Genomic DNA, 22,391 nt, shown 5'->3' with positions numbered 1-22,391 from the left:
CAAGCACCGCAACGACATTCGTGCTGGTCAGGAATACCGGTGCGCGCGCTGTCCGGTGGAAGCACCGTACCGAGCCCCAAGATTTCACACAACGTCCGTTGCGCAAAATGCGGAGCGCTCGCCCGCCGCGCTGGTTTCTGCCGGTGGCGTAACCGAATCCCGGCACGCGGCCGCCGATCTACCGTGGCCGCATGAACTCACCTATCACGGGCACGGCCGCCGGCGTGCCGTTCACCGCCCTGCCACCGGCCGAGGACGGGCCCGCGCCGCTGATCGTCACCTGGCACATGCTCGACGCGCCGAGGTCGGACGCCGCGTTCGCCGCCGCGCTGCCGATGAACGACCTGCCCGCGTGGCGGGTGCACCTCGGCATGCCGATGTGCGGGGCGCGCATGGTCGACGGCAGCATGGACGCCGGCTTGGAACTGATCCGCGAGGACGTCCTGATGTCCGCTCTGCACCCGTTCGTCCGGCAGGCGGCCGAAGAGTTCCCGGCCGCACTGGAATCGATCCGCGCGCAACTGCCGGTCGACGACGGCCCGATCGGCGTGCTCGGCGGCTCGCTGGGCGGGGCCGTCGCGCTGCGGATCCTCGCCGACACCGACGTACCGGTCTTCGCCGGCGCCGTCGTGAACGCGGCCATCCGGATCCGGTCCGTCGTGGACCTGTTCCCGGGCGACTACCCGTACGACGCCGAATCCGAGAAAGTCGCCGACAGCCTGGACTTCGTCGCCAAAGCGGACACCATCGCCGGTCGCGCGCCACTGCTGGTCGTCAGCGGAGAGCTGGACCACCCGGCGCTGCGTGCCGACGCTTCGGATCTCGTCAACGCGTTGGGGAAGCGGTCCGAACTGCTGCCGATCCCCGGGTTGGCGCATCCGCTCGCCGACGAGCCCGGCATCGAGCCCGCGCCGCAACTGCCGCCCGCTAGCGAAGTCGACGCCGGCCTGACTGCGTGGTTTCGCCGCCACCTCGCGAAAGCGAGCTAGGGCGGCCCGAAAAACAATAGTGGCCTTGGCGCCGGCGCAGGATGCAGGTCTGCGCCAGCGCCAAGGCCACCGCCTCGCGCTGCTCTTACCGCTTCTTCTTCGGCGGATCCTTGCGCAGCAGATCAGGGCCGATGATCCGGCGCACCACCCGGCGAACCAGGCTGCGCTTCTTCACCGGGGCGGGCGGAGCCGGTGCCACCGGCTTGACCCGCTCGGTCGGCGCCGCCACCGACGCCTGCGACTGCGGACCCATCATCCCCGCGGCCGGCGCCAGCGGGTCGGGATTGAGCAGTTTGGCGAACTCCGGCTGCTCGTCGCGGATCGCGGGAATGTAGGGCTGGGTGACCTCCACCCGGGATGGGGCGTCGGCCATCGGCGGCGGCGAAGCCACCGGGCGGGCCGGGACGACCACCTCGTCCAAGGGCAGCTGGCCCACGATGCGGGTAGTCGGCGGTCCCGAGTCCAGTCGCGGCTGCTGCGCTTCCGACTGGAGCACGGGCTGGAACCACGGTCGAGCAAGGTCGTCTTGAATAGTCATCCGTATCGACTCTGCGGGGGGCAAGGGGCCAATGTCACCGGATCAGGGGCTTCCCTCACCGGCGGGTCAGACCCTACCGGTAACGGACAGATAAAGCACACCCCCGTGTTCCCTATGTCTCGCCGCGTGATCACGGGGAGTCCCGAAGCGGCCATCCGGCGTAATCAAGATCCGCCGAGCGACGGCGAAACCCATCGGTCCCGCCGTCGTTAGCGGCCCCTCCGGGGCGGCCCGGGCACGAGCTCAGCCCTGCGGGGCGCCCGAATCCGATTGCGGCGACTCGCCGAGCATCGCGACCTGCTGCAACTGGCGGAACTCCGCAGCGAGCGTGCCCGCGGTCCAGTGCGCGTTGAGGCCGCTGGGATTCGGCAGCACCCACACCCGCGCGCCCTCGATCCGCCGGTCCTGCGGCCCCACCGTCGCCCGCCGCTCGCCGAACGCCGTCCGGTACGCAGTGATCCCCACCACCGCCACCCAAGCGGGCTGGAACCGGCGCACCTTGTCCACCAGCACCTGCCCGCCGGCCTGCAACTCCTCGTCGGTGAGCTCGGCCGCTCGCGCGCTGGCCCGCGCGACGAAGTTCGTGATCCCCAGCCCCAACGCGGGCAGCTCGCTCTGCTCGTGCGGCTGCAGCAGGCGCGGCGTGAATCCCGATGCGTGCAACGCGGGCCAGAACCGGTTGCCCGGCCGCGCGAAGTGGTGGCCGGTGGCTCCCGACCACAGGCCCGGATTGATCCCGCAGAACAGCACCCGCAAACCGGGGGAGAGCACGTCCGCAATCCTCGCCCCCTCCGCCGCGGCCAACTCCTCCGCGCTCGGCCGGTTCCCCGCCAACTCGCACCTCCGGTTCCCGCAACCAACACCGGACCTTAACCGGCGGCCACGGCGTCCCGAAGCGGGTCCGGTCTCCGGCCACCGGTTTCCGGCGGCACCTCCATCCAGAATTACGTAACACCAATTGAAATAACGTTACTAGCCAAACGAAACAGAATTTTGATTCGAGAAACACCGCCGGAGGCACCGCGCATAATCGCGCTTATGTGCGGTATGCTCGGTATGCTAGTTCGGTGAGCATCATCGGGGAAGCGCGGGCGTCGGTAGTCGGCCGAGAGGCGCAAACGGAACTCCTGGCCACGCCCACGCGCACGGGACACACCGTGGCCGCGTTGATCGCGGCGTGGCTGGGCTCGTTCGCGGACTCCGGAGCCACCCGCGCCGCCTATGCGCGGGATCTCCGCGAGTACGTGGAGTGGTGCACGCGCCGGGAACTCGATCCGCTCGGCGTGCGGCTCCCGGAGGTGCAGATGTATGCCGCCGAGCTCGCCGCGGCGACCAATCCGCGCACCGGGCGCGCGTTCGCGGCCAGCACCCGGGCCCGGAAGATCGCCGCCGTCTCCAGCTGGTACACCTTCCTCGTGCGTGCCGGGGCGATCGACGCCAACCCGGCTCGCGACGCCGCGCGGCCCCGTTACGACAGGCAGCATTCGCCGACCGCCAGCGTCTCCGAGCGACAGGCCGCGCAGATGCTGACCGCCAGCCGGGACTACCGGCACCGCAGCCTCCCGCCCGAGGCGGTCGCGCTGGTGATGATGCTGCTGATCGATCTGGGCATCCGCGTCTCGGAGCTGTGCCACGCCGACCTAGCCGACCTCGGTCAGCGCGACGGACTCCGGGTGCTGACCGTGCGCATGAAGGGCGGCAAGGTCCGCACCCGGCCCATCCCGGCGCCACTGGTCCCGGTCCTTGACGCCTATCTGGCGCAGCGGCCGGACGCCGACACCGGAGCCCTGGTGGTGACCCGGCATGGCGAGCGCATCAACCGCCACCAGATCTTCCGGCTGGTGCAGACGATGGCCGCCGAAGCCGGCGTGCCGATGCCGCAGCGGATCACGCCGCACTCGATGCGGCACACCTTTAACACGATCGCCCGGGAAAGGGGAGCGGCGCTGGAAGACCGCCGCGACGCGCTCGGGCACTCCTCGGCGGCCGTCACCCAGCTCTACGACCACGTCGCGGTGTCGCTGACCCGCGACCCGGCCCACCTCGTCGCGGTAGCGACCAGCGAAACCCGCGAAACAGCCCCGAATTCGCCCGAACATTCCCCTTGATCATTTACGTCACGGTGACGTAAATGATCAAGGGGTCGCGGCTAGCGTTTCGGCGCGTAGCGCAGGAGCACGACGCCCGAGGTGAACGGGCGCGTCTCCAGCAGCGCGAGATCTTCACGGGTCGAGTCGAACAGACGGGCTCCGCGACCAACGGCTACCGGGAAGACGAACAATCGGAACTCGTCGACCAGGTTCGCCGCGATCAACGCGTGGACGAGCCGGATGCTGCCCGTTGTGACGATGTCCCGGCCGGTGCCGCTTTCAGCGCCTCGACCTCGTCGACCAGCGGTCCGCGCAGCACCGTGGAGTTCTGCCACCCGGGTTCGGTCAACGTGCTCGACACGACGTACTTGTCCACCGCGTTCAGGTAGTCGGAGACGCCGGTGGTGTCGTCGGTCTGCTTCCGCCAGAAGTCCCGGAAATCCACGAAGGTGTTGCGGCCGACCAGCAGGGCGTCGGCCGCTTCGCGTTGTTCGGTGAGCGCCGCAGTGATGTCGGACCGGTCGACCTCGTTGTCCCGGGGATCGAACCAGCCGCCTGCCATGTCGATCACGCCGTCGACCGTGCTGTTCTCGGTGACTACCAGCTTGCGCATGTGAACCTCCTTGAAGAGGTGGACAACCGCTGCCGATGGAAGTCATCTCCGAACCGCTCGGGTTCGCCCGAACGACCACGATTCCCGAGTGCAGCGAGCCGGGAACTTTGAGTCACGGTGACGAAATTCAGGCCGGTTTGCGGGCCTCCACGAGAACCCGGGTCGAGTGGGCGATGAACGGGCCCTCGCGCTGGATCCGCTCGTGCAATTCGCGCAGCCGGTCCCGGTAGCGGTCGACGGTGAAGTCCGGAACCGTCCAGATCACCTTGCGCAAGAAGTAGATGACGGCGCCGACGTCGAAGAACTCCATCCGCAACCGCTCCAGGCGCGCGTCGACGACGTCCAGTCCGGCTGCCACGGCCTCGGCGCTCTCGACGTCGGGGTGGCGCTTGCGGCGGATGTCCTCGGACAGCGGCCCGAGGAAGAACTCGACGAGCTCGAACACGGTCTCCGGGCCCACGTGCTGGGCGAAGTAGGTTCCCCCGGGCCGCAGGACCCGGGCGAGCTCAGCCCACCACACGGTCGCCGGATGACGGCTGGTGACCAGGTCGAACGCCGCGTCGGCGAACGGCAGCGGCGGCTCGTCCCGGGCTGCCACGACCACCGCGCCCAACGGGTGCAGCAGCTCGGTGGCCCTGGCGACGTTCGGCGGCCAGGACTCCGTCGCAACCATCGCGGCGGGGAAGTTCCCGGCACCGGCCAGCACCTCGCCGCCGCCGGTCTGCACGTCCAGCGCGGCCGACGCGGCGCCCAGCCGATCGCCCAGCAGCCGCTGGTAACCCCACGACGGGCGCTGCTCGGTCGCGCGACCGTCCAACCAGGAAAAATCCCACCCATCGACCGGTGCGGCCGACGCCTCGGCCACCAGATCCTCGAACAAACGCGTCGACATGCAGCCGATCATCCCAGCCCGCCATGCGCGCAGCCACCGAATAACCGGTGGCTGGAAGGAACATCCTGCTGACAGAGTTCGGAGTTCCATCATTGGTCACGAGGACCGGCGGCCCGGACGCACTGACGTGACCTCCCAGGCCGCCTCGATCATCCGGAAGATCTCGTCCACCGCGGCCTCCGGATCGGCCGCCTGACGGGCCAGCGAATGGGCGTCGACCACGAACCTCGCGATCGTCCGGCAGGCCGTTGTGGTCTGCGGCAGGTCGAGATCGGCAGCGATGGCCGTTGCCAGCGACTCTGCATGACGCAGCCTCATCGACTCCTCGTACTCCCGCAAGGCAGGTGATTCGTCGATCATGTGCCAGATCGGGGTGGCGCTGTCCGCCGTGCAATGTCGCACCAGCGCCTGGGTCTCGCGGCGCAGCGCAGGGATGAGCGGCTCGTGCGGCTCCCTGCCGGCGACCGCCTGCGTGAGGCGTTGCTCGAAGTCGTCGTCCTGTTCGAACACCAGAGCCTCTTTCGAGGCGAAGTGGGAGAAGAGCGTGGTGACGGCCACGTCGGCCTCAGCGGCCACGTCACGGATGCCCACCGCGTCGTACCCGTGTTCCAGGAAGAGCCGCAGGGCGGTGTCAGCGATCTTCTGGCGGGTCGCGGCCTTCTTGCGCGCACGGCGTCCAGGCGGCACAGTCATACTCCTAACACTATCAGATGCAAAGACGTAACAAGTGCTAAACACTAACCGTTAGTGCTACGGTCGAACGCATGAAGAAAGTGAGCTTCGCCGAGTTCGGCGGTCCGGACGTTCTGCAACTCGTAGACGCCGAGGAGCCCCACGCGGGCCCCGGGCAGGTACGCATCGCCGTGCGGGCGGCGGGCGTGAACGCCCACGACTGGAGGGTCCGTGAAGGCCAGTTCCAGGGGTCCCATCCGATCGAGTTGCCCGCCGGAGTCGGGCTGGACGCCTCCGGGGTGGTGGACGAGGTCGGTGAGGGCGTCGAAGGGGTCGAGGTCGGCGACCACGTGTTCGGCGAAGGCTCGAGCACCTATGCCGAGTTCGCCGTGCTGTCGGCCTGGGCCCGTATGCCCGCGGGGCTGACGTTCGAAGAGGCGGCTGGGTACGCCTCCGTGGTGGAGACCGCGCTGCGCATCATCCGCCAGGTCGGTGTGCAGTCCGGGCAGACGCTGCTGGTCAGCGGTGCTTCCGGCGGAGTCGGATCGGCGGTGCTGCAGATCGCCCGCGACCGCGGCATCACGGTGATCGGCACAGCTGGGGCCGCGAACCAGGACTATCTGCGTAGCCTGGGGGCCGTCGCCACGACGTACGGCGAGGGCTGGGTCGAGCGAGTGAGGCAGCTCGGCGATGTCGATGCAGCTCTCGATCTGGCCGGCTCGGGCGTGATCCGCGAGCTCGTCGAGCTGACCGGGGATCCGCAGAAGGTGATCTCCATCGCCGATCTCGGTGCGCCGGAGCTCGGTGTCCGCTTCTCCGGCGTGGCCGGGAGCGTGCCGGAAGCGCTCGCCGAGGCCGTCGATCTCATCTCGCGGGGAAAGCTCCACATCCCGGTCGAGAAGTCGTACACGCTCGCCGAGGCCGCGGCGGCGCACATCGACAGCCATGCCGGTCACACGCGCGGGCGCCGGGTCGTGGTCGTCTGAGCCGTTTCCTGCGCAGTTGCACAGCATCGGCGCGAATCTGATCTGCCGCCGGAGCGGCGCTACCCGGTGCCCCAGGGCATCGCGTAGCGCTCTGGATATCGACGAGTGGTCCGGCTCGGTGGGGTCAGGGCTTGCGGCCCTTCCGGCGGATCTTGATCTGGCGCATGTCGGTCACCGCCGTGCGCAGGACCTGGTACGGGTGGCCGTGGGCGTCCAGCGCCGCCAGCGCGCGCTGGGTCGCCTCCCGCTCGCCGTCGTCGTCGCGTTCGGCCGGAACCTGGCAGCGGAAGGTGAACGCCGAAACGGTGCCGTCGTGGGTGAACGTGCCGGTCTCGGTGAAGGCGGTGTCGGTGGCCGCCAGAACAGCGGCGCGCCCGGCCTCGCTGAGCCCGTCGAACTTGCCTCGGATCGTCACTCGGAACACGGTTGGTCCTTTCGCATGGCGCAGGTGAGAACGCGGTCGCCGAGCACGTCCTCGAAGGTGGTCAGCAGATCCAGCGCGGCTTCGGCGATCGCGTCGGGGCTCTCGCCGGCCGCGACGCGCTTGCCGATCTCGGCGAACACCAGGGAGTGGCAGCAGCCCAGCTGGTGTGCGATCACCCGGGGCAGCGGGTCGTCCGCTGTAGCACCGGTCTCCTCGGCGAGAACGGCGGCGAGCTCCTCGGTCATCTGCTGGCCGAGGGACTCGAGCCGGGCGAGGAGCGTGGGCGCGGCCCGCATCATGTCGAAGACGCGGCCGAAACCCGCGGTCAACCCCACCTTGCGGTCGCGGCGGTGCACCTCCTCGCGGAGCTCGCGCAGGATCGCGTCCGCAGCGGACTCGCCGGCGCGGCGTTGCCGCACCATGTCGGCGAGCCGTTGCGGCGACGCTTCGTCGGGCGGCAGGACGAGGTCTTCCTTGGTCGGGAAGTAGTTGTAGACGGTGTTCGCCGACACCTCGGCGGCCTCGGCGACCTCCGTGATCGTGACGTGCTCGAAGCCGCGCTCGACGAACAGTCCCATGGCCGCCTCGGTGATCCGCTGCCGTGTCCGGCGCTTCTTGCGCTCCCGCAGCCCCTCGGTCATGCCGCAAGTTTAACTCGACTCCAATATTGGAGTCGACTTCATTATTTTGTCAGGCGAGTTGCTTGTAGAAGAAGCTGCCGTCCTCGAGGCGGCCGGCCGGGTCGGCGGCGTAGCCGGGCACGATGTTCGGCGGTGGCGAGGAGTTCCCGGCCCAGCCCCTGGCCGCGGGCGTCGCGGTGCACCATGAGCTTGACGATCTCGGCGCGGTGCCGGCCGTTGGGCTTGGCTTCCAACGCGAGGCTGACTGTGCCGACGATGCCATCCGGGCCGTGGGCAGCCCAGACGACCAGGCCGCCGTCGGCGACTGCGGCTTCCCGGGCCTCCCACCAAGTCACGGCCGCGGCCTGGTCGAAGGGTTCGAGGAACCCGAGCGAGAAGCCGTCGTCGACGACGCCGACGAGGAGATCGGCCAGTTCCTTCACGCTGTCGCGGAAATCGGCGGCGGACAGCCGGGTGATGGTCGGCATGGCAGGATCCCTCCGGGTGATCAGGGCAGGACGATCAGCAGGGCGTAGCGGACCGGTTCTGGGCCAGGGCAGCGGAAGCGCGACCGGCCCCACAGCCGGAACCGCAGGCAGTCCCCGGCGCGCACCTCGTGCACGTGGTCGCCCGCGGTGATCTCCAGTACTCCCGCCAGCACCCAGATGTGCTGTTCCAGGCCCGGCACGGCCGGGCCGTCGTAGGAGATGTCCGCGCCCGGTTCCAGCACGCCTTCGACGACCTCGCCGCGCAGTCCTGGGTGTGGTGGGGACACCGAGCGCCGGGTGAAGCCCGAGGTCTCGTCCCGCCACACCTCCTGCCGGTCGGCGCGAACCAGCTGCGGCGGCTCCGATTCCACCTCGGCCAGCAGCTGCGACATGGTCCGCCCGTAGGCCGCGCACAGCTTGTTCAGCAGCGCCGCGGTCGGGCTGATCTCGGCCCGTTCCAGTCGCGACAGCGTCGAGCGGCTGATCTCGGTGCGCCGCGCCAACTCCTCCAGCGGCCAGCCGCGCTCCACCCGCAGCTCCGCGAGCCGACCCGCCAACCGGGCATCCATCCCAGAGCTGTTTCTCATATTCGGGAGATTAGCTCACATATGAGATATAGCGAAAGCCAGCGGCCGGATATGTGTCATAGCAGCCCTACGCCGGCGCCCGAAGCGCGCTGGGCAGCGAATCCCTCGCTGCCCAGCGCCGCGAGAACCCCGGCGCCCACGCACCTGATCCCGCACTTTCGCCAGACGAGCGCGCCGCTACCGGCGCGCGGTGACGACGCTGACCACGTTGGCGGCGACGATCGCCGCGATGCTCAGCCACTCCAGCACCTGCAGGTTCTGGCCGAGGAACACCAGCCCCACGACGGCCGCCAGAACCGGGTTGATGCTCATGAAGATCCCGAAGAAGTGCGCCGGAACCCGCCGCAGCGCCAGCATGTCGATCAGGAACGGCACGGCGGAGGAGAGGATGCCCGCAGCGGCCGCACAGCCCAGCGCCGCCGGCGTCGGCGGATGCTGGATGAGCACCACGATGCCGATCGGCACGAACAGCAGACCCGACAGCCCGGCCGAGGCGGCAGTGCCCTCGGCGCCGGGCAACCTGCGGCCCACCGAGCGGTTGAGCAGGATGTAGGACGCCCAGCACACCGCGGCCAGCAGTGCCAGGCCGATGCCGACGTAGTCCGTGGTCGGCTGCGGCCGGGTCAGCGCCACCACGCCCGCGGCGGCGGCCACCGCGCAGCCCAGGTCCACCACGCGTCGCGACGCGGCCAGCGCGACCGCCAGCGGGCCGAGGAACTCCAGCGTCACCGCAAGTCCGAGGCCGATGCGGTCGATCGCGCTGTACAGCGACAGGTTCATCGTCGCGAACACCGCCGCCAGCAGCAGCACCGGCTGCCACTGGCGCCTGGTGAACGCCCGCAGCCGAGGGCGCCCCACCGCCAACAGCGCGACGGCGGCGATCCACTGCCGCACCGCCACGACACCGGCCGGCCCGATCACCGGGAACGCCAGCGACCCGATCGCCGCGCCGACCTGATTGGACAGCCCGCTGCCGAACATCATCGCGATTCCCGCGTAGCGGCCGCCGTTTTCCGCGGTGGGCACCGGGAGGGCCACGGGCTGCCGCGCCTGCGCTGTCGTCTGCATGGCACAGAGCCTGCGCCGCCGCGATGGTTCCGCAAAATGCATCCGACGTGCCAGCTATACGCTTGGGTTATGGATGTGGAGCTGCGGCAGCTGCGCTGCCTGGTCGCGATCGCCGACGAGGGCACCTTCACCGACGCCGCCATCGAACTGGGCGTCTCGCAGGCGGCCGTCTCCCGCACGCTGGCCTCGCTGGAATCCGCCCTCGGCGTCCGACTGCTGCGTCGCACCAGCCGCGAGGTCGTGCCCACCGCCGTCGGCACGCAGGTCATCGCCCGCGCCCGGCGGCTGCTGGCCGAGGCCGGCGACTTGGTGCGCGACGCCACCTCCGGGCACACCCGGCTGCGCATCGGCTACGCCTGGTCGGCCATGGGCCGCCACACGGTGGACTTCCAGCGCCGGTGGCCCGCGCTGCGCCCGGACGTCGAACTAAGTCTGGTGCGCACCAACTCCGCCACCGGCGGGCTCGCCGAAGGCGCCTGCGACGTCGCCGTGGTGCGCACCGAACCCGACCAGCGGCGCTTCGACGGCGTCATCGTCGGTCTGGAACGCCGGTTCTGCGCGGTGGCGTCCGACGATCCGTGGGCCCGACGCCGTTCCATCCGGCTGGCCGAGATCAGCGAACGCACGCTCCTGATCGACCGCCGAACCGGCACCACGACCACCGAGCTGTGGCCGCCGGAGAACCGGCCTGCCGTCGAGTACACCCACGAGCTCGACGACTGGCTCACCACCATCGCCACCGGTGGCAGCGTCGGCATCACCGCGGAGAGCACCGTCGACCAGTACCCGCGCCCCGGCGTGGTCTTCCGCCCGCTGCGCGACGCCGCGCCCATCGCGGTCCGCCTGATCTGGTGGCGCGACGACCCGCACCCGGCCGCGCAAGCCGCTGTCGCCCTGCTCACCGACCTCTACCGGACCCAGCGCTAGGGAAGCGGTTTCCGGCTGCTCACCCCGGCGCCGATCCGCGGTCGTTGCCCGCCTGCCGATGTCCGCACGGCCATGCCGTACGGGGCGTAGTCGTGCCCTTTCGGACATTCCCGGGAAAAACAAATGGGCCGCCGGCATACCCGGCGCGCGTGGCGCCAAATCCCGTCCGCAGTTCGGCGCCAAGCAGCAGAACCGCGACTACCACACCCACACCGATCTCGTGCGGGCGCTGATCGGCCGCCGGGACCTGCGGCAGGTGATTCTCGACTCGCCCGGATTGACCAGCGAGCTGAGTGCTGTCGCACGGGAGATCAACGACCTCGACCGGGACCTTGTCGACCACCTCAACACCTACATGAGCACCTGACCTCGCCCGCCGGCCGCCTACCGGCGGCGTTCGGCGCCGGAGAGCTCATCGAGGACGAATCGCATGCGCTGGGCGACCGTTGTTCGTGGTAGGTGGACGAGTTCGTAGCCGTAGTCGGTGTAGGCGGCGACCATCTGCTCATAGGTGCGTTCGGCTTCTGCCGGGGTCTGCTTGCGTTCGCCGTCCCGCCGGTAGATCTCCGGCCAGAACGGGGCGATCAGCACCCGGTTGCGGTACCGGAACCGCCGCGCGGCGGCATCCACGTGCGCGGGCACCGGCAGGCCGCTCAGCCGCAGGTAGCCGACGATGTCGGGCAGCCCGCGGTCGAAGATCACCGGTCCGCGCCGGTGGCGGGCTTGCCGGTGGGAACGCAGGTCCCGCTGGAGCATCAGCTCGGCGAATAACTCCCGGTCCGCCCAGGGCAGGCCGCTGCCGCCGGTGGCCAGCTGGTCTGCGATGACGCCGCGGCCCGCCTCCGGCGAGCAGGCGTATCCGGCGGCGGCCAGCCGCTCGACGAGCGTCGTCTTGCCCGCCCCGGGACCACCGGTGATCACGACGAAATCTGCTGCCGACATGCCGACCTCCACCATCGAACCCTGGCAACGGAAAGTGCGGTGATTGTCGTCGTCGGATGCGGCGGGAACGCCGGGGTGAACGCGGCGCGAACGGCCACTGGAGCAGGCCTGGCACCAGATCTTAGCGGTCGCGATGAGTTTTGCGGCCCGGCGCGGTCCAACCATCGGAGGCGCTTGCCGGCCGGAGGTGTCTCCAAGACCGGGGCCGTGTCCGAGGTCGCGCATTCGGTTGCAGGGGGTACTGCGCGGCTCTCGGACCGGCCCTGGCGCTCGTCAGAGGTGGGCGGCCAGCAAGTTGTCCACCGAGTACATCAGTTCGGTGCGGCCGCCGAAGAGCTCGCGCAGGCGGGCGGCGTGATCGCGCATCGCGGCGTCGAAGTCCGCGGCACCGTCGTAGAGGCGGGCCACGCCGTCGACGAGCTCGGGGAGGTCGGCGTCGATGCGGGCCGCGGACATGCTGGGCGAACGCGGGCCGTCGTCGTCGACGGGCTCGGGCGTGTTGCCCAGCATGACGTAGCAGGGGAAGCGTTCCAGGTCCGGCAGCACCGAGTAGAACGGCACGCCCGGGTTGAAGTAGTACTCCGCCCAGTCATTCCCGGCCAGCGCCAGCCACGGGGTGCCCACGGCCAACGCGGCGAACGCGAACCCGGTGTGCGGCGAGAGCAGCATGTCGCAGCGCTGCATCGCGGCCAGCTGCCGGTCCAGCGACACGTCCAGCGCCCACACCGCGTTCGGGACGGTCGCGGCCAGCGCGTCGAACTCCGCGCGCGTGAAGCCGGTGCTGGTGCGGCCGTCGTCGGCGAGCTTGCCGGTGAAGCACATCCGCGCCCGCGGCCAGCGGTCGGTGATGGCACCGAGGATCCGCTGCCACGACGCCAGCGACGGGTAGCGCCATCGTTCGGCGCTGCCGCCGGGCAGCACCGCGATGGTCGGCGCGTCGTGCTGCGGCAACAGCTCGGCGGCCCAGTCGCGCGCCGCGGCGGGCAGGTTCAGCCGCAGCGGGTTGCGCGGCTGGTAGGCCGGTTCGGGCGCGCCGACCTGCGTGTGCCCGCCGGTGGTGCGGAAGTGCTCGGCGGACAGCTCGTAGTAGCGCTGCAGGCCGGGGAAGAAGTCGTGCTGCCACTTCTGGTGGCCGCGCGGATCGTCGACGACCCAGTCCCACTCGGCCGGGATGTGCGCGAGGACGTCGGCCGTCGGCGGCTCGAACACGTCGATGTCCACCGTGTACACCTCGTCGATCGCGTCGCACCAGGCGGCCAGGTCGAGGGCGGTGGCGGAGTTGAGCACCACCGCGATCCGGCGATCCGGGTTGGCACGGCGATATCCCAGGCAGTACTGCAGCGCCTCCACCGCGTGCCCGACGGGATGGCAGTAGACGAAGTTGACGAGCACCGATTCACGTTGCACGAGGTCGACACTACGGTCGCGGGCAACAGGTTTTCGCCGCTACAGCCCGCCCGCGACGCGCAGCACCGCTCCGCTGGTGTAGGCCGATTCCGGGCCGAGCAGCCAGCCGATCGCCGGGGCGATCTCGTCGGGTTCCCCGGCGCGGCCGAACGGCACGCGTGCCACCGCCGTGTCGATGCGTTCCGGCGCTCCCGCACTGGCGTGGATGTCGGTGCGCACCAGGCCGGGAGCGACGGCGTTGACGCGCACGCCCTCGCCGGCGAGTTCCTTCGCCAAGCCCACCGTCAGCGCGTCCACGGCGGCTTTGGCGCCGGCGTAGTGGACGTACTCGTGCGGCGAGCCGAGTGTCGCGGCGCTGGAGGAGACGTTGACGATGGCCCCGCCACCGCCGCTGCGGCGAGTGGACATGACCTGGGCGGCGCGGCGCGAGCAGAGCACCGTGCCGAGGAAGTTGACGTCGATGACCTGGCGGATCACCTCGACCGGCGTGTCGGCCAGATCGCCGATGTGCGCGGTGAGCCCGGCGTTGTTGACCAGCCCCGTGACCGGGCCCAGCTGGTGCGCGGCTTCGGCGAACAACCGGTCCACATCGGCCTCGCGGCTGACGTCCACACGCACCAGCACGCACCGGGCGCCGTGCCCGCGGGCCTCGGCGGCGACGCGCTCGGCGCCGCTGTCGTTGTCGCGGTATGCGAGCACGAGGTCGTGGCCGGCTCGGGCCAGCCACGACGCCGTGGCCGCGCCGATGCCGCGGCTGGCGCCGGTGATGATCGTGATGGGGCGACTCATGCGCCGATCATGACATTCGCCGGTGTCGGCCTCGTCGAGGGCCGTGCGTGAATTCGTTGGCTCGCAGCGGACCTGAGCGGGAAGACTGTCCCACATGGACACCAGCCCAGCGGACGTCGGCGAGGTGATCAGCCGGGTGCGGCGAGGTCAGCGCGTGAAGTTCCTGTTCTTCTGGGGCCACCGGCCCGAGCGCGATGGCCGCGTCGGACGCGGTTGCCTGAGCCAGTGGTGGCCCGCGCCGTTCGAGGTGGACGGCCGGAGGTTCGCCACCGCCGAGCACGACATGATGTGGCGCAAGGCAGTGCTGTTCGGCGACACCGGCAGCGCGGCGGAGATCCTGCGGGCGTCCCATCCGCGGCAGGCCAAACAGTTGGGGCGTGGCGTGCGCGGATTCGACCAGCGCCGCTGGGAGGAGAGCCGCTACGAGATCGTGCTGACGGCCTGCGTCGAGAAGTTCCGCCAGAACCCGGACCTGCGGGAATTCCTGTTGGGCGCCGGCAACCGCGTCCTGGTGGAGGCCAGTCCGGTCGACTCGATCTGGGGCATCGGCCTAGCCGCCGACGATCCGCGCTGCGAGAACCCCGAGCAGTGGCGAAGGCTGAACCTGCTGGGCTTCGCGTTGGGCGAAGCCCGCGCTCGCCTCGCCTGACCGAGGCGGGCTACGGGTCACATCAGCGTCAGCTGCGCGGGACGCGGGCGGCGCGGTGCCGTGGTTGCGGCCTGTGTGGTGGTGTCGCCGAGGGTGGACAGGAACGGTGACGGCTGCCGGTCCTGGGCGCTGCCGTGGGCCGTTCGCCGTGCCGCACCGATGAGGTAGAGGTGGTCCTGGGCGCGGACGCCAGCTTGTCCGATGCCCCGTGGTTGTTTTCGAGCCGCGGCACGAACTGGTGCGCCAGGTACTCGACCTCCCGCTTGTCCCGGAGGCTGCCGAGTACCGCCAGCCTTGTTCGTCGAGCAGATCCCGGGTTTTGCCTGAGTCATAACCGCTGTAGCAGAGCATCGTCTCGGGCTGCTGCGGGCGCTTCGGCATCGTCGCGATCTGGCTACGGCAGGGACGGTCTCTCCGGCGCGCTGGTGGCCCGGATGAAGCGGGCTCCCCATTCGTGGACGTGCGCGGCGAACTCCGGCGGGCCGAGCACCTCGAACTCGGCGCCCACGTTGCCCAGCGCCTGGGTGGGCCAGTCGAGGGAGGTCGAGGTCATGGTGATCCGGCAGGTGTCGTCGTCGAGCGGTTCGACGGTGGCCCACTGGCCGACCACCTGCCGTACCCGGGCCGCAGGGGCGTGGACGAGGGCCTCGACCGTGTAAGGGGCGGGGGCTCTGCTGGTCGCCTGGACGAAGGCCGCGGCGTCCTCGGCGGGGAGTGAACGCGGCCGGAAGCGCGTGCCGGTCGCGGCCGGGCCGGTCAGCCGGTCGAGGCGGAAGCTGCGCCAGTCGTGCCGGGTCAGGTCGTAGGCGACCAGGTACCAGCGTCCGCCGAGGGCGACCATGCGGTGCGGTTCGACCTCGCGTTCGGTGGGGGCGGCGCCTCGGGCGGTGTAGTGGAAGCGGAGCCGCTCCTGGTCCCGGCAGGTCTGGGCGACCGTGGTGAGTACTCCTGCGGCGACGACCGGCCCGGACGCGGAGACGGAGTACGTCATCTTCCGCAGCGTGTCCACCCTTGTGCGCAGTCGGGGCGGCAGGACCTGGACAACCTTGGTGAGCGCGCGCAGCGACGCCTCCCGCATCCCGGCGATCCCGCTCTGCGCCGCGTCGCCGATGCCCACCGCGAGGGCGACCGCCTCCTCGTCGTCCAGCAGCAGCGGCGGCAGGACGGCGCCGGGCGCGAGCTGGTATCCGCCGTCGGTGCCCCGGGACGCGCGGACCGGGTAGCCGAGCTCGCGCAGCCGGTCGACGTCGCGGCGCAGGGTCCGCTCGGACACCGCGAGCCGCTCGGCGAGTTCCGTACCGGGCCAGTGGCGGTGGGTCTGCAGCAGCGAGAGCAGCCTGAGGGCTCGTGAGCTGGTGTTGGCCATGCCACCATCCTCGCCTACTTCCGGCCAGAAAGTGGCCGGAAGTATCTCTAGTGTCGACGTCGAAGGCCGTACCAACGTTGGGAGCACGACATGATCAACCGCGAGATCCGACTGGCCACGCAGGTCGTTGGCGCGCCGACACTCGACAACTTCACGGTCGCCACGACCGAGGTGGACGGCGAGGTCCTGGTGCGGACCGACCAGATCGGGCTCGCCGCGACGTACCTGGAGCTGATGCGCGCGGACTGCACCATCCCGGTACCGGCCTGGCAGCCCGGTCAGCGGGTGGGCGTGGCCGCGATCGGTACCGTCGTCCGGTCCGACAGCCCCGAGCTTGCGGTCGGTGACCTGGTCCAGTCGATGACCGGCTGGAGCGAGTACTCGGCGGGCCCGGCCACCCAGTACACCAGGCTCGATCCCGTCGCGGATCCCGGCTGTTACCTCGGTCAGGGGCCGACCGCCTACTACGGGATGGCCGACGTGGCCGGTGTCGGCGAGGGCGACGTGGTGTTCGTGTCCGGCGCGGCGGGCGGGGTGGGCTCGCTGGCCGGGCAGATCGCCAGGTGCCTGGGCGCGGCGCAGGTGATCGGCAGCGCCGGCAGCCCCGCCAAGGTCGACTACCTGGTGAACGAGCTCGGCTTCGACGCCGCGTTCGACTATCACGACGGCTCGTTCGACCGGCTCCGGGAGCTCGCCCCCGACGGCATCTCGGTGTTCTTCGACGTCGTGGGCGGCGAGCAGTATCAGGCCGCGCTGCAGGCTGCCAGGCCCGGCGCCCGCTTCGCGCTGTGCGGCTCGCTGTCCAGCCAGCTCGGCGACGCGGCGGAGCGCTTCCCCGTGCCCGACCACGCCGCGGCCCGGGCCAGGGGTGTCGAGCTGCTGCCGTTCTCCTGCCACCACACCCCCGACCAGGTCGCCGCCTGGCGGGAACACTTCACCACCTGGCTGGGCGAGGGCCGCTTCGTCTACCCGCAGACCGTCGTCAAGGGCGGGGTCGAGGACGTGCCGGCGGCGTTCCTGTCCCTGCTCCAGGGCTCCTACCGGGGCAACGTCTCGGTGCGGCTGTCATGACGACGCTCTCGAAGACGGTCCTGAACCGGGCCCTGCTGAGCCGCCAGTACCTGCTGGCTCGTACCGATCGCACCCCGCTGGAGGTGATCGGGCGCCTCGTCGCGCTGCAGGCACAGGAGCCCAACTGGCCGTACGTCGGGCTGTGGAGCAGGATCCGCGGCTTCACTCACGCCCAGCTCACCGCGTTGTTGGAGGACCGGACGGTGGTCCGCTCCGGCCTGCTCCGCAGTACCCAGCACCTCGCCGCGGCCGACGACTTCCGCCGACTGCGCCCGCTGCTGCAGCCCGTGCTCGACCGCACCGCCCGCTCGGCCTACTTTGGCCGCAACAGCGCGGGCCTGGACACCGCCTCGCTGGTCGCCACCGGGCTGGAGCTGCTGGCGGCCGGTACGACGCCGCGGAAGGAGCTGGCCCGGCGGCTGGCCGAACTCCACCCGGGCCGCGACGGGCGCATCCTCGCCGGCGAGGTCGAGCTCAGAGCCCCCCTCGTCCACGGCCCGGCCACCGGCGCATGGGGCTCCTGGGGTACCCGCTCGGCGGTGTCCGTCACGCCCGCCGAGACCTGGCTCGGCCAGCCCATGGCCCCGGCGACCGTCAAGGACCTCGTCCGCCGCTACCTGGCGGCGTTCGGCCCGGCCGGCGTCAAGGACGTGCAGGCCTGGTCCGGACTGACCCGGCTCGGCGAGATCGTCTCCGACATGCGCGCCGAGCTGCGCCACTACCGCGATCCCGACGGCAGAGAACTCATCGACCTGGCCGACGCGGAACTGCCCGACCCCGACACGCCCGCCCCCGTACGCCTGCTGCCCGCCTTCGACAACGCCCTGCTCGGCCACACCGACCGGACCCGCATCATCAGCCAGGAGGACCGGAAGCGCGTGATGCCCGGCCAGGCGCGGGTACTGCCCACCTTCCTCGTGGACGGCCGGGTCCACGGAAGCTGGTCGCTCGACGGCGACACCGTGCGCCTCACCGCGTTCCGTCCGTTGTCCGCGACTGATCGGGTGGCCGTGGAGCAGGAGGCGCAGCGCCTGGGGGTCTTCGTAGTATCCGGGAAACTTCGGGTGGAAATGGCTTGACCACCCGGGCAGTGCTGGCCAGCGGTTCGGCACGATGGCCGCTGCCCTGGGCGCAGGGTCAGGAGAAAGAAGCGGCCAGGATTGGACGGTAGTGATTGTTTGAGCTGGTCACCGGGGCGAAAAGTCCATTGTGGTCACAAAGAGACTGAGATCGAACAAGACCCAGTTGTCGCCTCAGCAAGCATGCCGAACTGCTCGGATATGCGGCTGGTGGTGCATGGCCATGGAGTGAGGGTTATTCACGAAGGCAGGTAGAACTGCAGTGCAACTACCGCGGAGATATTGGACGCTCGCGGACACCGCCACGGCGGCTAGCTAGTAGCCCGTGATTGCGTTCGCCGCCATGATCAACCAGGCCGACCGGCAGCCGGGGCAGGTGAGGCGATACCCGGTTGCGGTCTTGCCGGGATGGAGTTGGGCGAGCAGGTCGCCGATCGCTTCTGCCCGAGCACGTTGACCACCGTCGAGCCGGACCAGCCTCTGCTGCTCCACTGGGGATTGGCGTTAGCCCAACCTCGCGCAGGTGCGCGAACCAGGCCGGGTGGTGCAGATCGGCGTAGAAGTGCCCCCGGCGATCTTGCCAAAAGATCACCGGGGGCCCGGCCCCACGTCGGTCAGCTCTCCGGCAGGCTCCGGTCCACCAGGTCGTCGACGATCTTGTCGATGCCGTACGGCTGCAGCAGCCCGGGCACGGTGAGGTCGTCCACGATGACGCCGAGCATGGCCAGGTAGAGCTGCAGCACGGTGGCGCGGTCGCCAGGCAGGCCGACTTCGAGGTGCCAGTCGATGTTGCTCTTGAGCATGTCGGCGAAGGTGGTGGTCAGGTCCGCCTGCAGCTCCGGTCGGCGGGTGGCTTCCAGGCGCAGTTCCAGCATGGCGAGGTGGCTGCTGCGGTCGCCGCGCATCCGCTCGACGAGCTGGCGCAGCAGCGTGGCGGTGAGCTCTCGGCTGGGCGCGGCCTTCATCGTCTCGGCCATCTGGACCGGGTCCGGGGTGAGGCGTTCGTGGGTGCGGGCCATGATCTGGCGGAGCAGTTCGGCGCGGTTGGCGAAGTAGTTGGTCGTCGTGCCCGTGGGTACGCCCGCTTCCTTGTCCACGGAACGCAGCGTTAGCCCGCGCGACCCGTCCCGCGCGAGGACCTCGATCGCGGCATCCAGCAGCGCTGTGCGGCGGGCTGGGTTCTGTCGCATGTCGATCTCCCGAAACTCGTTGACGCCACTGCGGATGCAGTACTACGTTCTAACCACTGCATGCAGAGTACATCAATTGAAGTTAAAGGTGAGGGCCCAAGATGCGAGTTCACCCGAAGCGCCAGCACCGCCCGCAGGCCCCGTTGCCGCGCTCGGTGCCCCGCCCCCGGCCGCTGCCCAAGCCCGGCACCCGGCGGTAACGCGCACCCCTGCCGTCCAGCGGCCCACGACCGAACGAGAGATCAACGTTGAAATTCCTGCAAATCGCCACGATGCTGTCCGCCACGATCGCTTGCGCGCTGATGGCCGGGCTGTTCGCCGGCTTCGCCTACGCGGTCATGCCCGGCCTCGGGCGCTCCTCCGACCGCACCCTGGTCGAGGCCATGCAGAACATCAACAAGGCCATCCTCAACCCGGCCTTCCTGGTGCCCTTCATAGGCGCGATCCCGCTCCTCGCCCTGGCGGTGTTCCTGGCCTGGCAGGGACACGGGCGCCCGGCGCTGCCGTGGCTGATCGCCGGGCTGGTGCTCTACCTGGCCGCGTTCGCCATCACAGCCGCTTTCAACGTTCCCCTCAACGACCGGCTCGCCACGGCCACCACCGACTTCGCCGCGGCGCGCAGCGCGTTCGAGAAGACCTGGGGCACCTGGAACATCGTCCGCGCCCTCGTGCACACCGCGGCATTCATCTGCCTGCTGTGGTCCCTGGTGGTCTACGGCTCCCAGCGGGTCGACGACGGCCAGCCGGTCGCGCTGCAAGCCGGCCACGCGCGTTCCGTCGTCGTCTCCGGCGGCTGAGCGGTCACCAGTGCGCGGGACGGGAAAGTGCCGGGGGCAGCTTCGTGGCGGCGTCGCCCTTGGCGGCGTTGAGCTGGGCCTGGGTGAGGAAGATGGCGCCGGTGAGGTCGGCTCCGCGCAGGTTCGTGTCGCGGAAGTCCGCGCCGATCACGTCGGCCGAGCGCAGATCGGCACCGCGCATGTCGGCCGCGATGAGGTAGGCGCCGCGGAGGTTGGCGCCTCGCAGGTCGGCGCCGCGCAGCTTGGCTCCGATGAGGTCGGCGCCCCGGTGGTTCTTCTTGCGGCCCGGAACCTCGGCCCGCACGAGCTCGCTGGTACGCAGCAGCAAGGTGTTGATGTCGTGGCGCAGCGCCGCGACATCAACACCGGTGAGCTCATCGGCGCTGCCGCGGGTCAAAGCTTCGGTGTCCGCCAGTGCCTTGCGGAGACCGGCGTGCACGGGCGCGGCCGCCGGGAGAGTCAGGGCTTCGGTGAGGTACCAGAGCAGCTCGTGGAGCTGGCGCATCACCGGGAACACCGCGAACATCTTCCCGGCGCTGCCCGGGGCCTGCCGCCAGTCCGTGCCGCCGAAGGTGATCTGCGAGACCTTCTGCCCGGCGCCGAAGCAGTCGAAGACGGTGCAGCCGGGAAATCCCCGTTCGCGCAGCTGCGAGTGGATGCCGCAGCGGAAGTCGTCCAGCAGGTTGGTGCAGGGCGTCCCGGCGTCCTTGTTCACGGCGAAGTCGGCCGAGGCGGCGAAGGGCAGTGCCACGCAGCACAGTCCGAAGCAGTTCGCGCAGTCGGCGTGCAGACCGCCATCGGCGGGTGGGGCTTGGTGTTGGTCGGACAACGTGCGTGATCTCCTGCCGCGAGGTGTTCTCCCCGCATTCTCCCCGACCAGATGCGGCGGTCCGGACGCAGGTCGCGACGCCGGAGCGAGCCACAGGAGCGGCGGCGTGCCCCGCAAGCAGGTCCGACGTGCCGCCGGTCGCGGTTGATAACGTCCGCGGCATGGGTGAGCAGCAGGTGCGCGAGGCGACGTCCGAGGAGCAGGCCGAAGGGGTGTGCCGATTTCCCGGATGCTCGCGGGAGATCGTGCGCACCGGCGGCCCGGGACGCCCCTCGGAGTACTGCGACCTTCCCGAGCACACCCGCTGGCGCGCCTGGAAGGAACGGCAGCGCCTGCAAGCCGTGCAGGAACAGGCCGAGGTCTCGCCGGTGGCGGCCGTCGAGTACGACAGCGCGCGACTGCGGGCCGAGGAGCTGCTGCGGCAGTACCGGCTCCTGTCGGAGCAATTGACCCGGAATCTGCGCGCCGGCATCGCCGAACTCGGTACGATCGCTGATCCCAGCGCGGCCGAGGCGCAGATCCAGGCGGCCCAAGCCGAAGCCGCGCACCGCATCGCGCAGGCGGAGAAAGCCCTGGCCACCGCGCAGCAGCAGCGTCGCGACGCCGAGCAGGCGCGCAGCGCCGCCGAGGCGGCGGCCGAGGACGCCACCGCGGCCGCGGAAGCCGCTGGGCAGGACACCGAAAGCGCCCGCAAAGAACGGGATGATGCCGTGGAACGGGCGAATCAAGCCGAGCAGCGGGCGCGGCAGGACATCGAGGCCGCGCGCAACGAAGCCGAGGTCGCCACCGCGGCGGCCCGGCGCGACGCCGAGCGGCAGATCACCGACGCGCGCAACGCCATCGAGCAGGCGAAGGCGAACGCGGCCGCGGAAATCCAAGCGGCGCAAGAGGAAGCACGACGGCAAATGGATGCCGCGACACAGCAGCAGGCGGCGGCGGTGGAACGGGCGGCGCGCGCCGAACAAGCAGCGGAAACCGCGCAGGGACAGCTGGACGAGCTCAAGCGCGCAGCCGACGAAGCGCGCGCGGAAGTGCAGCGCCAGCGCGACGACCTCGCGACGCTGCGCGAGCAGCAGGCGGCGGAACTCCAGCGGCTGCGGACGGAGACCGCGGAGCGGATGGAGGCCGAGCGCACCGCTGCCGCGCAGCGGGTGGCGGCGGTGCAGGACGCGCGGGAGCAATCGCTGGCACGCGCGGAGCGCGCCGAACGGCAGCTCGATGCAGCGACGGAGGAGCTGCGTGCACTGCGGGCAGCGGTGGCGAAGCCGCCCGCGGAGTCGGTGGAGCCGGCTTAGCCGGCGAGGAAGCTACTCACCCCCGCCTTTGCGGCAATGCTGGAGCGCAACGATTCCGTTGCGCATCAACACGATTGACGACC

At 70.3% G+C, this 22,391-nt stretch carries 27 protein-coding genes; 10 read left to right on the top strand and 17 right to left on the bottom strand.

The features are described 5' to 3' along the window. The first annotated feature begins 191 nt into the window (after window positions 1-191). Window positions 192-989, top strand: a complete 798-nt coding sequence (locus BLW84_RS08410) for an alpha/beta hydrolase family protein (protein WP_093263285.1) — start codon at window positions 192-194, stop codon at window positions 987-989. 85 nt (window positions 990-1,074) lie between these two features. Here BLW84_RS08410 and BLW84_RS08405 read toward each other — a convergent pair whose 3' ends face one another. Next, window positions 1,075-1,527, bottom strand: coding sequence for a hypothetical protein (locus BLW84_RS08405; protein ID WP_245761022.1), 453 nt, complete (start codon window positions 1,525-1,527; stop codon window positions 1,075-1,077). A 243-nt stretch (window positions 1,528-1,770) separates the two neighbouring features. Then, the gene (gene mug, locus BLW84_RS08400; RefSeq protein ID WP_245761021.1) at window positions 1,771-2,298 is read right to left on the bottom strand and encodes a G/U mismatch-specific DNA glycosylase; all 528 of its coding nucleotides are present in this window, start codon (window positions 2,296-2,298) and stop codon (window positions 1,771-1,773) included. A 296-nt stretch (window positions 2,299-2,594) separates the two neighbouring features. On the opposite strand from mug, the gene BLW84_RS08395 reads away from it, so the two are divergent. Continuing rightward, on the top strand, window positions 2,595-3,635 hold the full coding sequence (locus BLW84_RS08395; RefSeq protein WP_093263278.1) for a tyrosine-type recombinase/integrase: 1,041 nt from the start codon (window positions 2,595-2,597) through the stop codon (window positions 3,633-3,635). Window positions 3,636-3,676: 41 nt separating this feature from the next. Here the strand turns inward: BLW84_RS08395 and BLW84_RS49850 are convergent, their stop codons facing one another. The 4 genes from BLW84_RS49850 to BLW84_RS08380 form a co-directional block, all read right to left on the bottom strand. Next, window positions 3,677-3,841, bottom strand: coding sequence for a dihydrofolate reductase family protein (locus BLW84_RS49850; protein WP_281247375.1), 165 nt, complete (start codon window positions 3,839-3,841; stop codon window positions 3,677-3,679). Continuing rightward, window positions 3,838-4,230 carry a dihydrofolate reductase family protein gene (locus BLW84_RS49845; protein WP_281247374.1) on the bottom strand — a complete coding sequence of 131 codons (393 nt, stop codon included), beginning with the start codon at window positions 4,228-4,230 and terminating at the stop codon, window positions 3,838-3,840. The genes BLW84_RS49850 and BLW84_RS49845 overlap by 4 nt, the downstream gene beginning before the upstream one ends. Before the next feature lie 127 nt (window positions 4,231-4,357). Continuing rightward, a complete protein-coding gene (locus tag BLW84_RS08385) occupies window positions 4,358-5,122 on the bottom strand; it encodes a class I SAM-dependent methyltransferase (protein WP_093263712.1) in 765 nt (254 codons plus the stop codon). Window positions 5,123-5,218: 96 nt separating this feature from the next. Then, entirely contained in the window at window positions 5,219-5,815 is a 597-nt protein-coding gene (locus tag BLW84_RS08380) for a TetR/AcrR family transcriptional regulator (RefSeq protein ID WP_093263275.1), read from the bottom strand. Window positions 5,816-5,886: 71 nt separating this feature from the next. On the opposite strand from BLW84_RS08380, the gene BLW84_RS08375 reads away from it, so the two are divergent. Beyond that, a complete protein-coding gene (locus BLW84_RS08375) occupies window positions 5,887-6,780 on the top strand; it encodes an NADP-dependent oxidoreductase (protein ID WP_093263273.1) in 894 nt (297 codons plus the stop codon). Window positions 6,781-6,904: 124 nt separating this feature from the next. On the opposite strand, the gene BLW84_RS08370 is transcribed toward BLW84_RS08375, so the two are convergent. The 5 genes from BLW84_RS08370 to BLW84_RS08350 form a co-directional block, all read right to left on the bottom strand. Next, window positions 6,905-7,195 (bottom strand): DUF6204 family protein, encoded by a 291-nt coding sequence (locus BLW84_RS08370; RefSeq protein ID WP_218157239.1) that lies wholly within the window; start codon window positions 7,193-7,195, stop codon window positions 6,905-6,907. Beyond that, window positions 7,192-7,845 (bottom strand): TetR/AcrR family transcriptional regulator, encoded by a 654-nt coding sequence (locus BLW84_RS08365; protein ID WP_093263268.1) that lies wholly within the window; start codon window positions 7,843-7,845, stop codon window positions 7,192-7,194. Before BLW84_RS08365 ends, BLW84_RS08370 begins: the two co-directional genes overlap by 4 nt. A gap of 41 nt (window positions 7,846-7,886) precedes the next feature. After that, a complete protein-coding gene (locus BLW84_RS08360) occupies window positions 7,887-8,312 on the bottom strand; it encodes a GNAT family N-acetyltransferase (RefSeq protein WP_245761020.1) in 426 nt (141 codons plus the stop codon). 20 nt (window positions 8,313-8,332) lie between these two features. Next, window positions 8,333-8,899 (bottom strand): helix-turn-helix domain-containing protein, encoded by a 567-nt coding sequence (locus BLW84_RS08355; protein WP_093263265.1) that lies wholly within the window; start codon window positions 8,897-8,899, stop codon window positions 8,333-8,335. Window positions 8,900-9,076: 177 nt separating this feature from the next. Beyond that, window positions 9,077-9,967, bottom strand: a complete 891-nt coding sequence (locus tag BLW84_RS08350; protein ID WP_245761019.1) for an EamA family transporter — start codon at window positions 9,965-9,967, stop codon at window positions 9,077-9,079. Between the two features lie 69 nt (window positions 9,968-10,036). On the opposite strand from BLW84_RS08350, the gene BLW84_RS08345 reads away from it, so the two are divergent. Together BLW84_RS08345 and BLW84_RS46070 are read left to right on the top strand one after the other, a co-directional pair. Further along, window positions 10,037-10,894, top strand: a complete 858-nt coding sequence (locus BLW84_RS08345; protein ID WP_093263263.1) for a LysR family transcriptional regulator — start codon at window positions 10,037-10,039, stop codon at window positions 10,892-10,894. 58 nt (window positions 10,895-10,952) lie between these two features. Next, complete coding sequence (locus tag BLW84_RS46070) at window positions 10,953-11,261, top strand: hypothetical protein (RefSeq protein WP_143060892.1); 309 nt, start codon at window positions 10,953-10,955, stop codon at window positions 11,259-11,261. Between the two features lie 17 nt (window positions 11,262-11,278). On the opposite strand, the gene BLW84_RS08340 is transcribed toward BLW84_RS46070, so the two are convergent. The 3 genes from BLW84_RS08340 to BLW84_RS08330 all read right to left on the bottom strand — a co-directional run bounded on the left by BLW84_RS08340 (window position 11,279) and on the right by BLW84_RS08330 (window position 14,032). Continuing rightward, entirely contained in the window at window positions 11,279-11,836 is a 558-nt protein-coding gene (locus tag BLW84_RS08340) for an AAA family ATPase (RefSeq protein ID WP_218157238.1), read from the bottom strand. Between the two features lie 273 nt (window positions 11,837-12,109). Beyond that, window positions 12,110-13,243 carry a glycosyltransferase family 9 protein gene (locus BLW84_RS08335; RefSeq protein WP_093263258.1) on the bottom strand — a complete coding sequence of 378 codons (1,134 nt, stop codon included), beginning with the start codon at window positions 13,241-13,243 and terminating at the stop codon, window positions 12,110-12,112. A gap of 39 nt (window positions 13,244-13,282) precedes the next feature. Then, entirely contained in the window at window positions 13,283-14,032 is a 750-nt protein-coding gene (locus BLW84_RS08330) for an SDR family oxidoreductase (protein WP_093263255.1), read from the bottom strand. 94 nt (window positions 14,033-14,126) lie between these two features. Here BLW84_RS08330 and BLW84_RS08325 point away from each other — a divergent pair, with 94 nt between their 5' ends. Next, complete coding sequence (locus tag BLW84_RS08325; RefSeq protein WP_093263253.1) at window positions 14,127-14,681, top strand: riboflavin biosynthesis intermediates N-glycosidase; 555 nt, start codon at window positions 14,127-14,129, stop codon at window positions 14,679-14,681. A 394-nt stretch (window positions 14,682-15,075) separates the two neighbouring features. On the opposite strand, the gene BLW84_RS08315 is transcribed toward BLW84_RS08325, so the two are convergent. Then, window positions 15,076-16,047, bottom strand: coding sequence for a helix-turn-helix transcriptional regulator (locus BLW84_RS08315; RefSeq protein WP_093263247.1), 972 nt, complete (start codon window positions 16,045-16,047; stop codon window positions 15,076-15,078). 90 nt (window positions 16,048-16,137) lie between these two features. Between BLW84_RS08315 and BLW84_RS08310 the strand changes: the two genes are divergently transcribed. Both BLW84_RS08310 and BLW84_RS08305 read left to right on the top strand, forming a co-directional pair. Next, window positions 16,138-17,118, top strand: a complete 981-nt coding sequence (locus tag BLW84_RS08310; protein ID WP_093263245.1) for an MDR family NADP-dependent oxidoreductase — start codon at window positions 16,138-16,140, stop codon at window positions 17,116-17,118. Continuing rightward, on the top strand, window positions 17,115-18,197 hold the full coding sequence (locus BLW84_RS08305; RefSeq protein WP_093263242.1) for a winged helix DNA-binding domain-containing protein: 1,083 nt from the start codon (window positions 17,115-17,117) through the stop codon (window positions 18,195-18,197). The genes BLW84_RS08310 and BLW84_RS08305 overlap by 4 nt, the downstream gene beginning before the upstream one ends. Before the next feature lie 614 nt (window positions 18,198-18,811). Here the strand turns inward: BLW84_RS08305 and BLW84_RS08300 are convergent. Next, entirely contained in the window at window positions 18,812-19,387 is a 576-nt protein-coding gene (locus BLW84_RS08300; protein WP_093263239.1) for a TetR/AcrR family transcriptional regulator, read from the bottom strand. Window positions 19,388-19,635: 248 nt separating this feature from the next. Between BLW84_RS08300 and BLW84_RS08295 the strand changes: the two genes are divergently transcribed. After that, complete coding sequence (locus BLW84_RS08295) at window positions 19,636-20,184, top strand: anthrone oxygenase family protein (RefSeq protein WP_245761018.1); 549 nt, start codon at window positions 19,636-19,638, stop codon at window positions 20,182-20,184. Window positions 20,185-20,188: 4 nt separating this feature from the next. On the opposite strand, the gene BLW84_RS08290 is transcribed toward BLW84_RS08295, so the two are convergent. Then, the gene (locus BLW84_RS08290; RefSeq protein WP_093263235.1) at window positions 20,189-21,013 is read right to left on the bottom strand and encodes a pentapeptide repeat-containing protein; all 825 of its coding nucleotides are present in this window, start codon (window positions 21,011-21,013) and stop codon (window positions 20,189-20,191) included. Window positions 21,014-21,174: 161 nt separating this feature from the next. Between BLW84_RS08290 and BLW84_RS08285 the strand changes: the two genes are divergently transcribed. After that, window positions 21,175-22,308 carry a coiled-coil domain-containing protein gene (locus BLW84_RS08285; RefSeq protein ID WP_177226356.1) on the top strand — a complete coding sequence of 378 codons (1,134 nt, stop codon included), beginning with the start codon at window positions 21,175-21,177 and terminating at the stop codon, window positions 22,306-22,308. The last annotated feature ends 83 nt before the right edge of the window (window positions 22,309-22,391 follow it).

This window comes from Saccharopolyspora shandongensis, assembly GCF_900106995.1.
Classification (GTDB): domain Bacteria; phylum Actinomycetota; class Actinomycetes; order Mycobacteriales; family Pseudonocardiaceae; genus Saccharopolyspora; species Saccharopolyspora shandongensis.
Note: the sequence above shows the minus strand (reverse complement) of the source record. Positions and strands in the feature narration are given on the sequence as shown.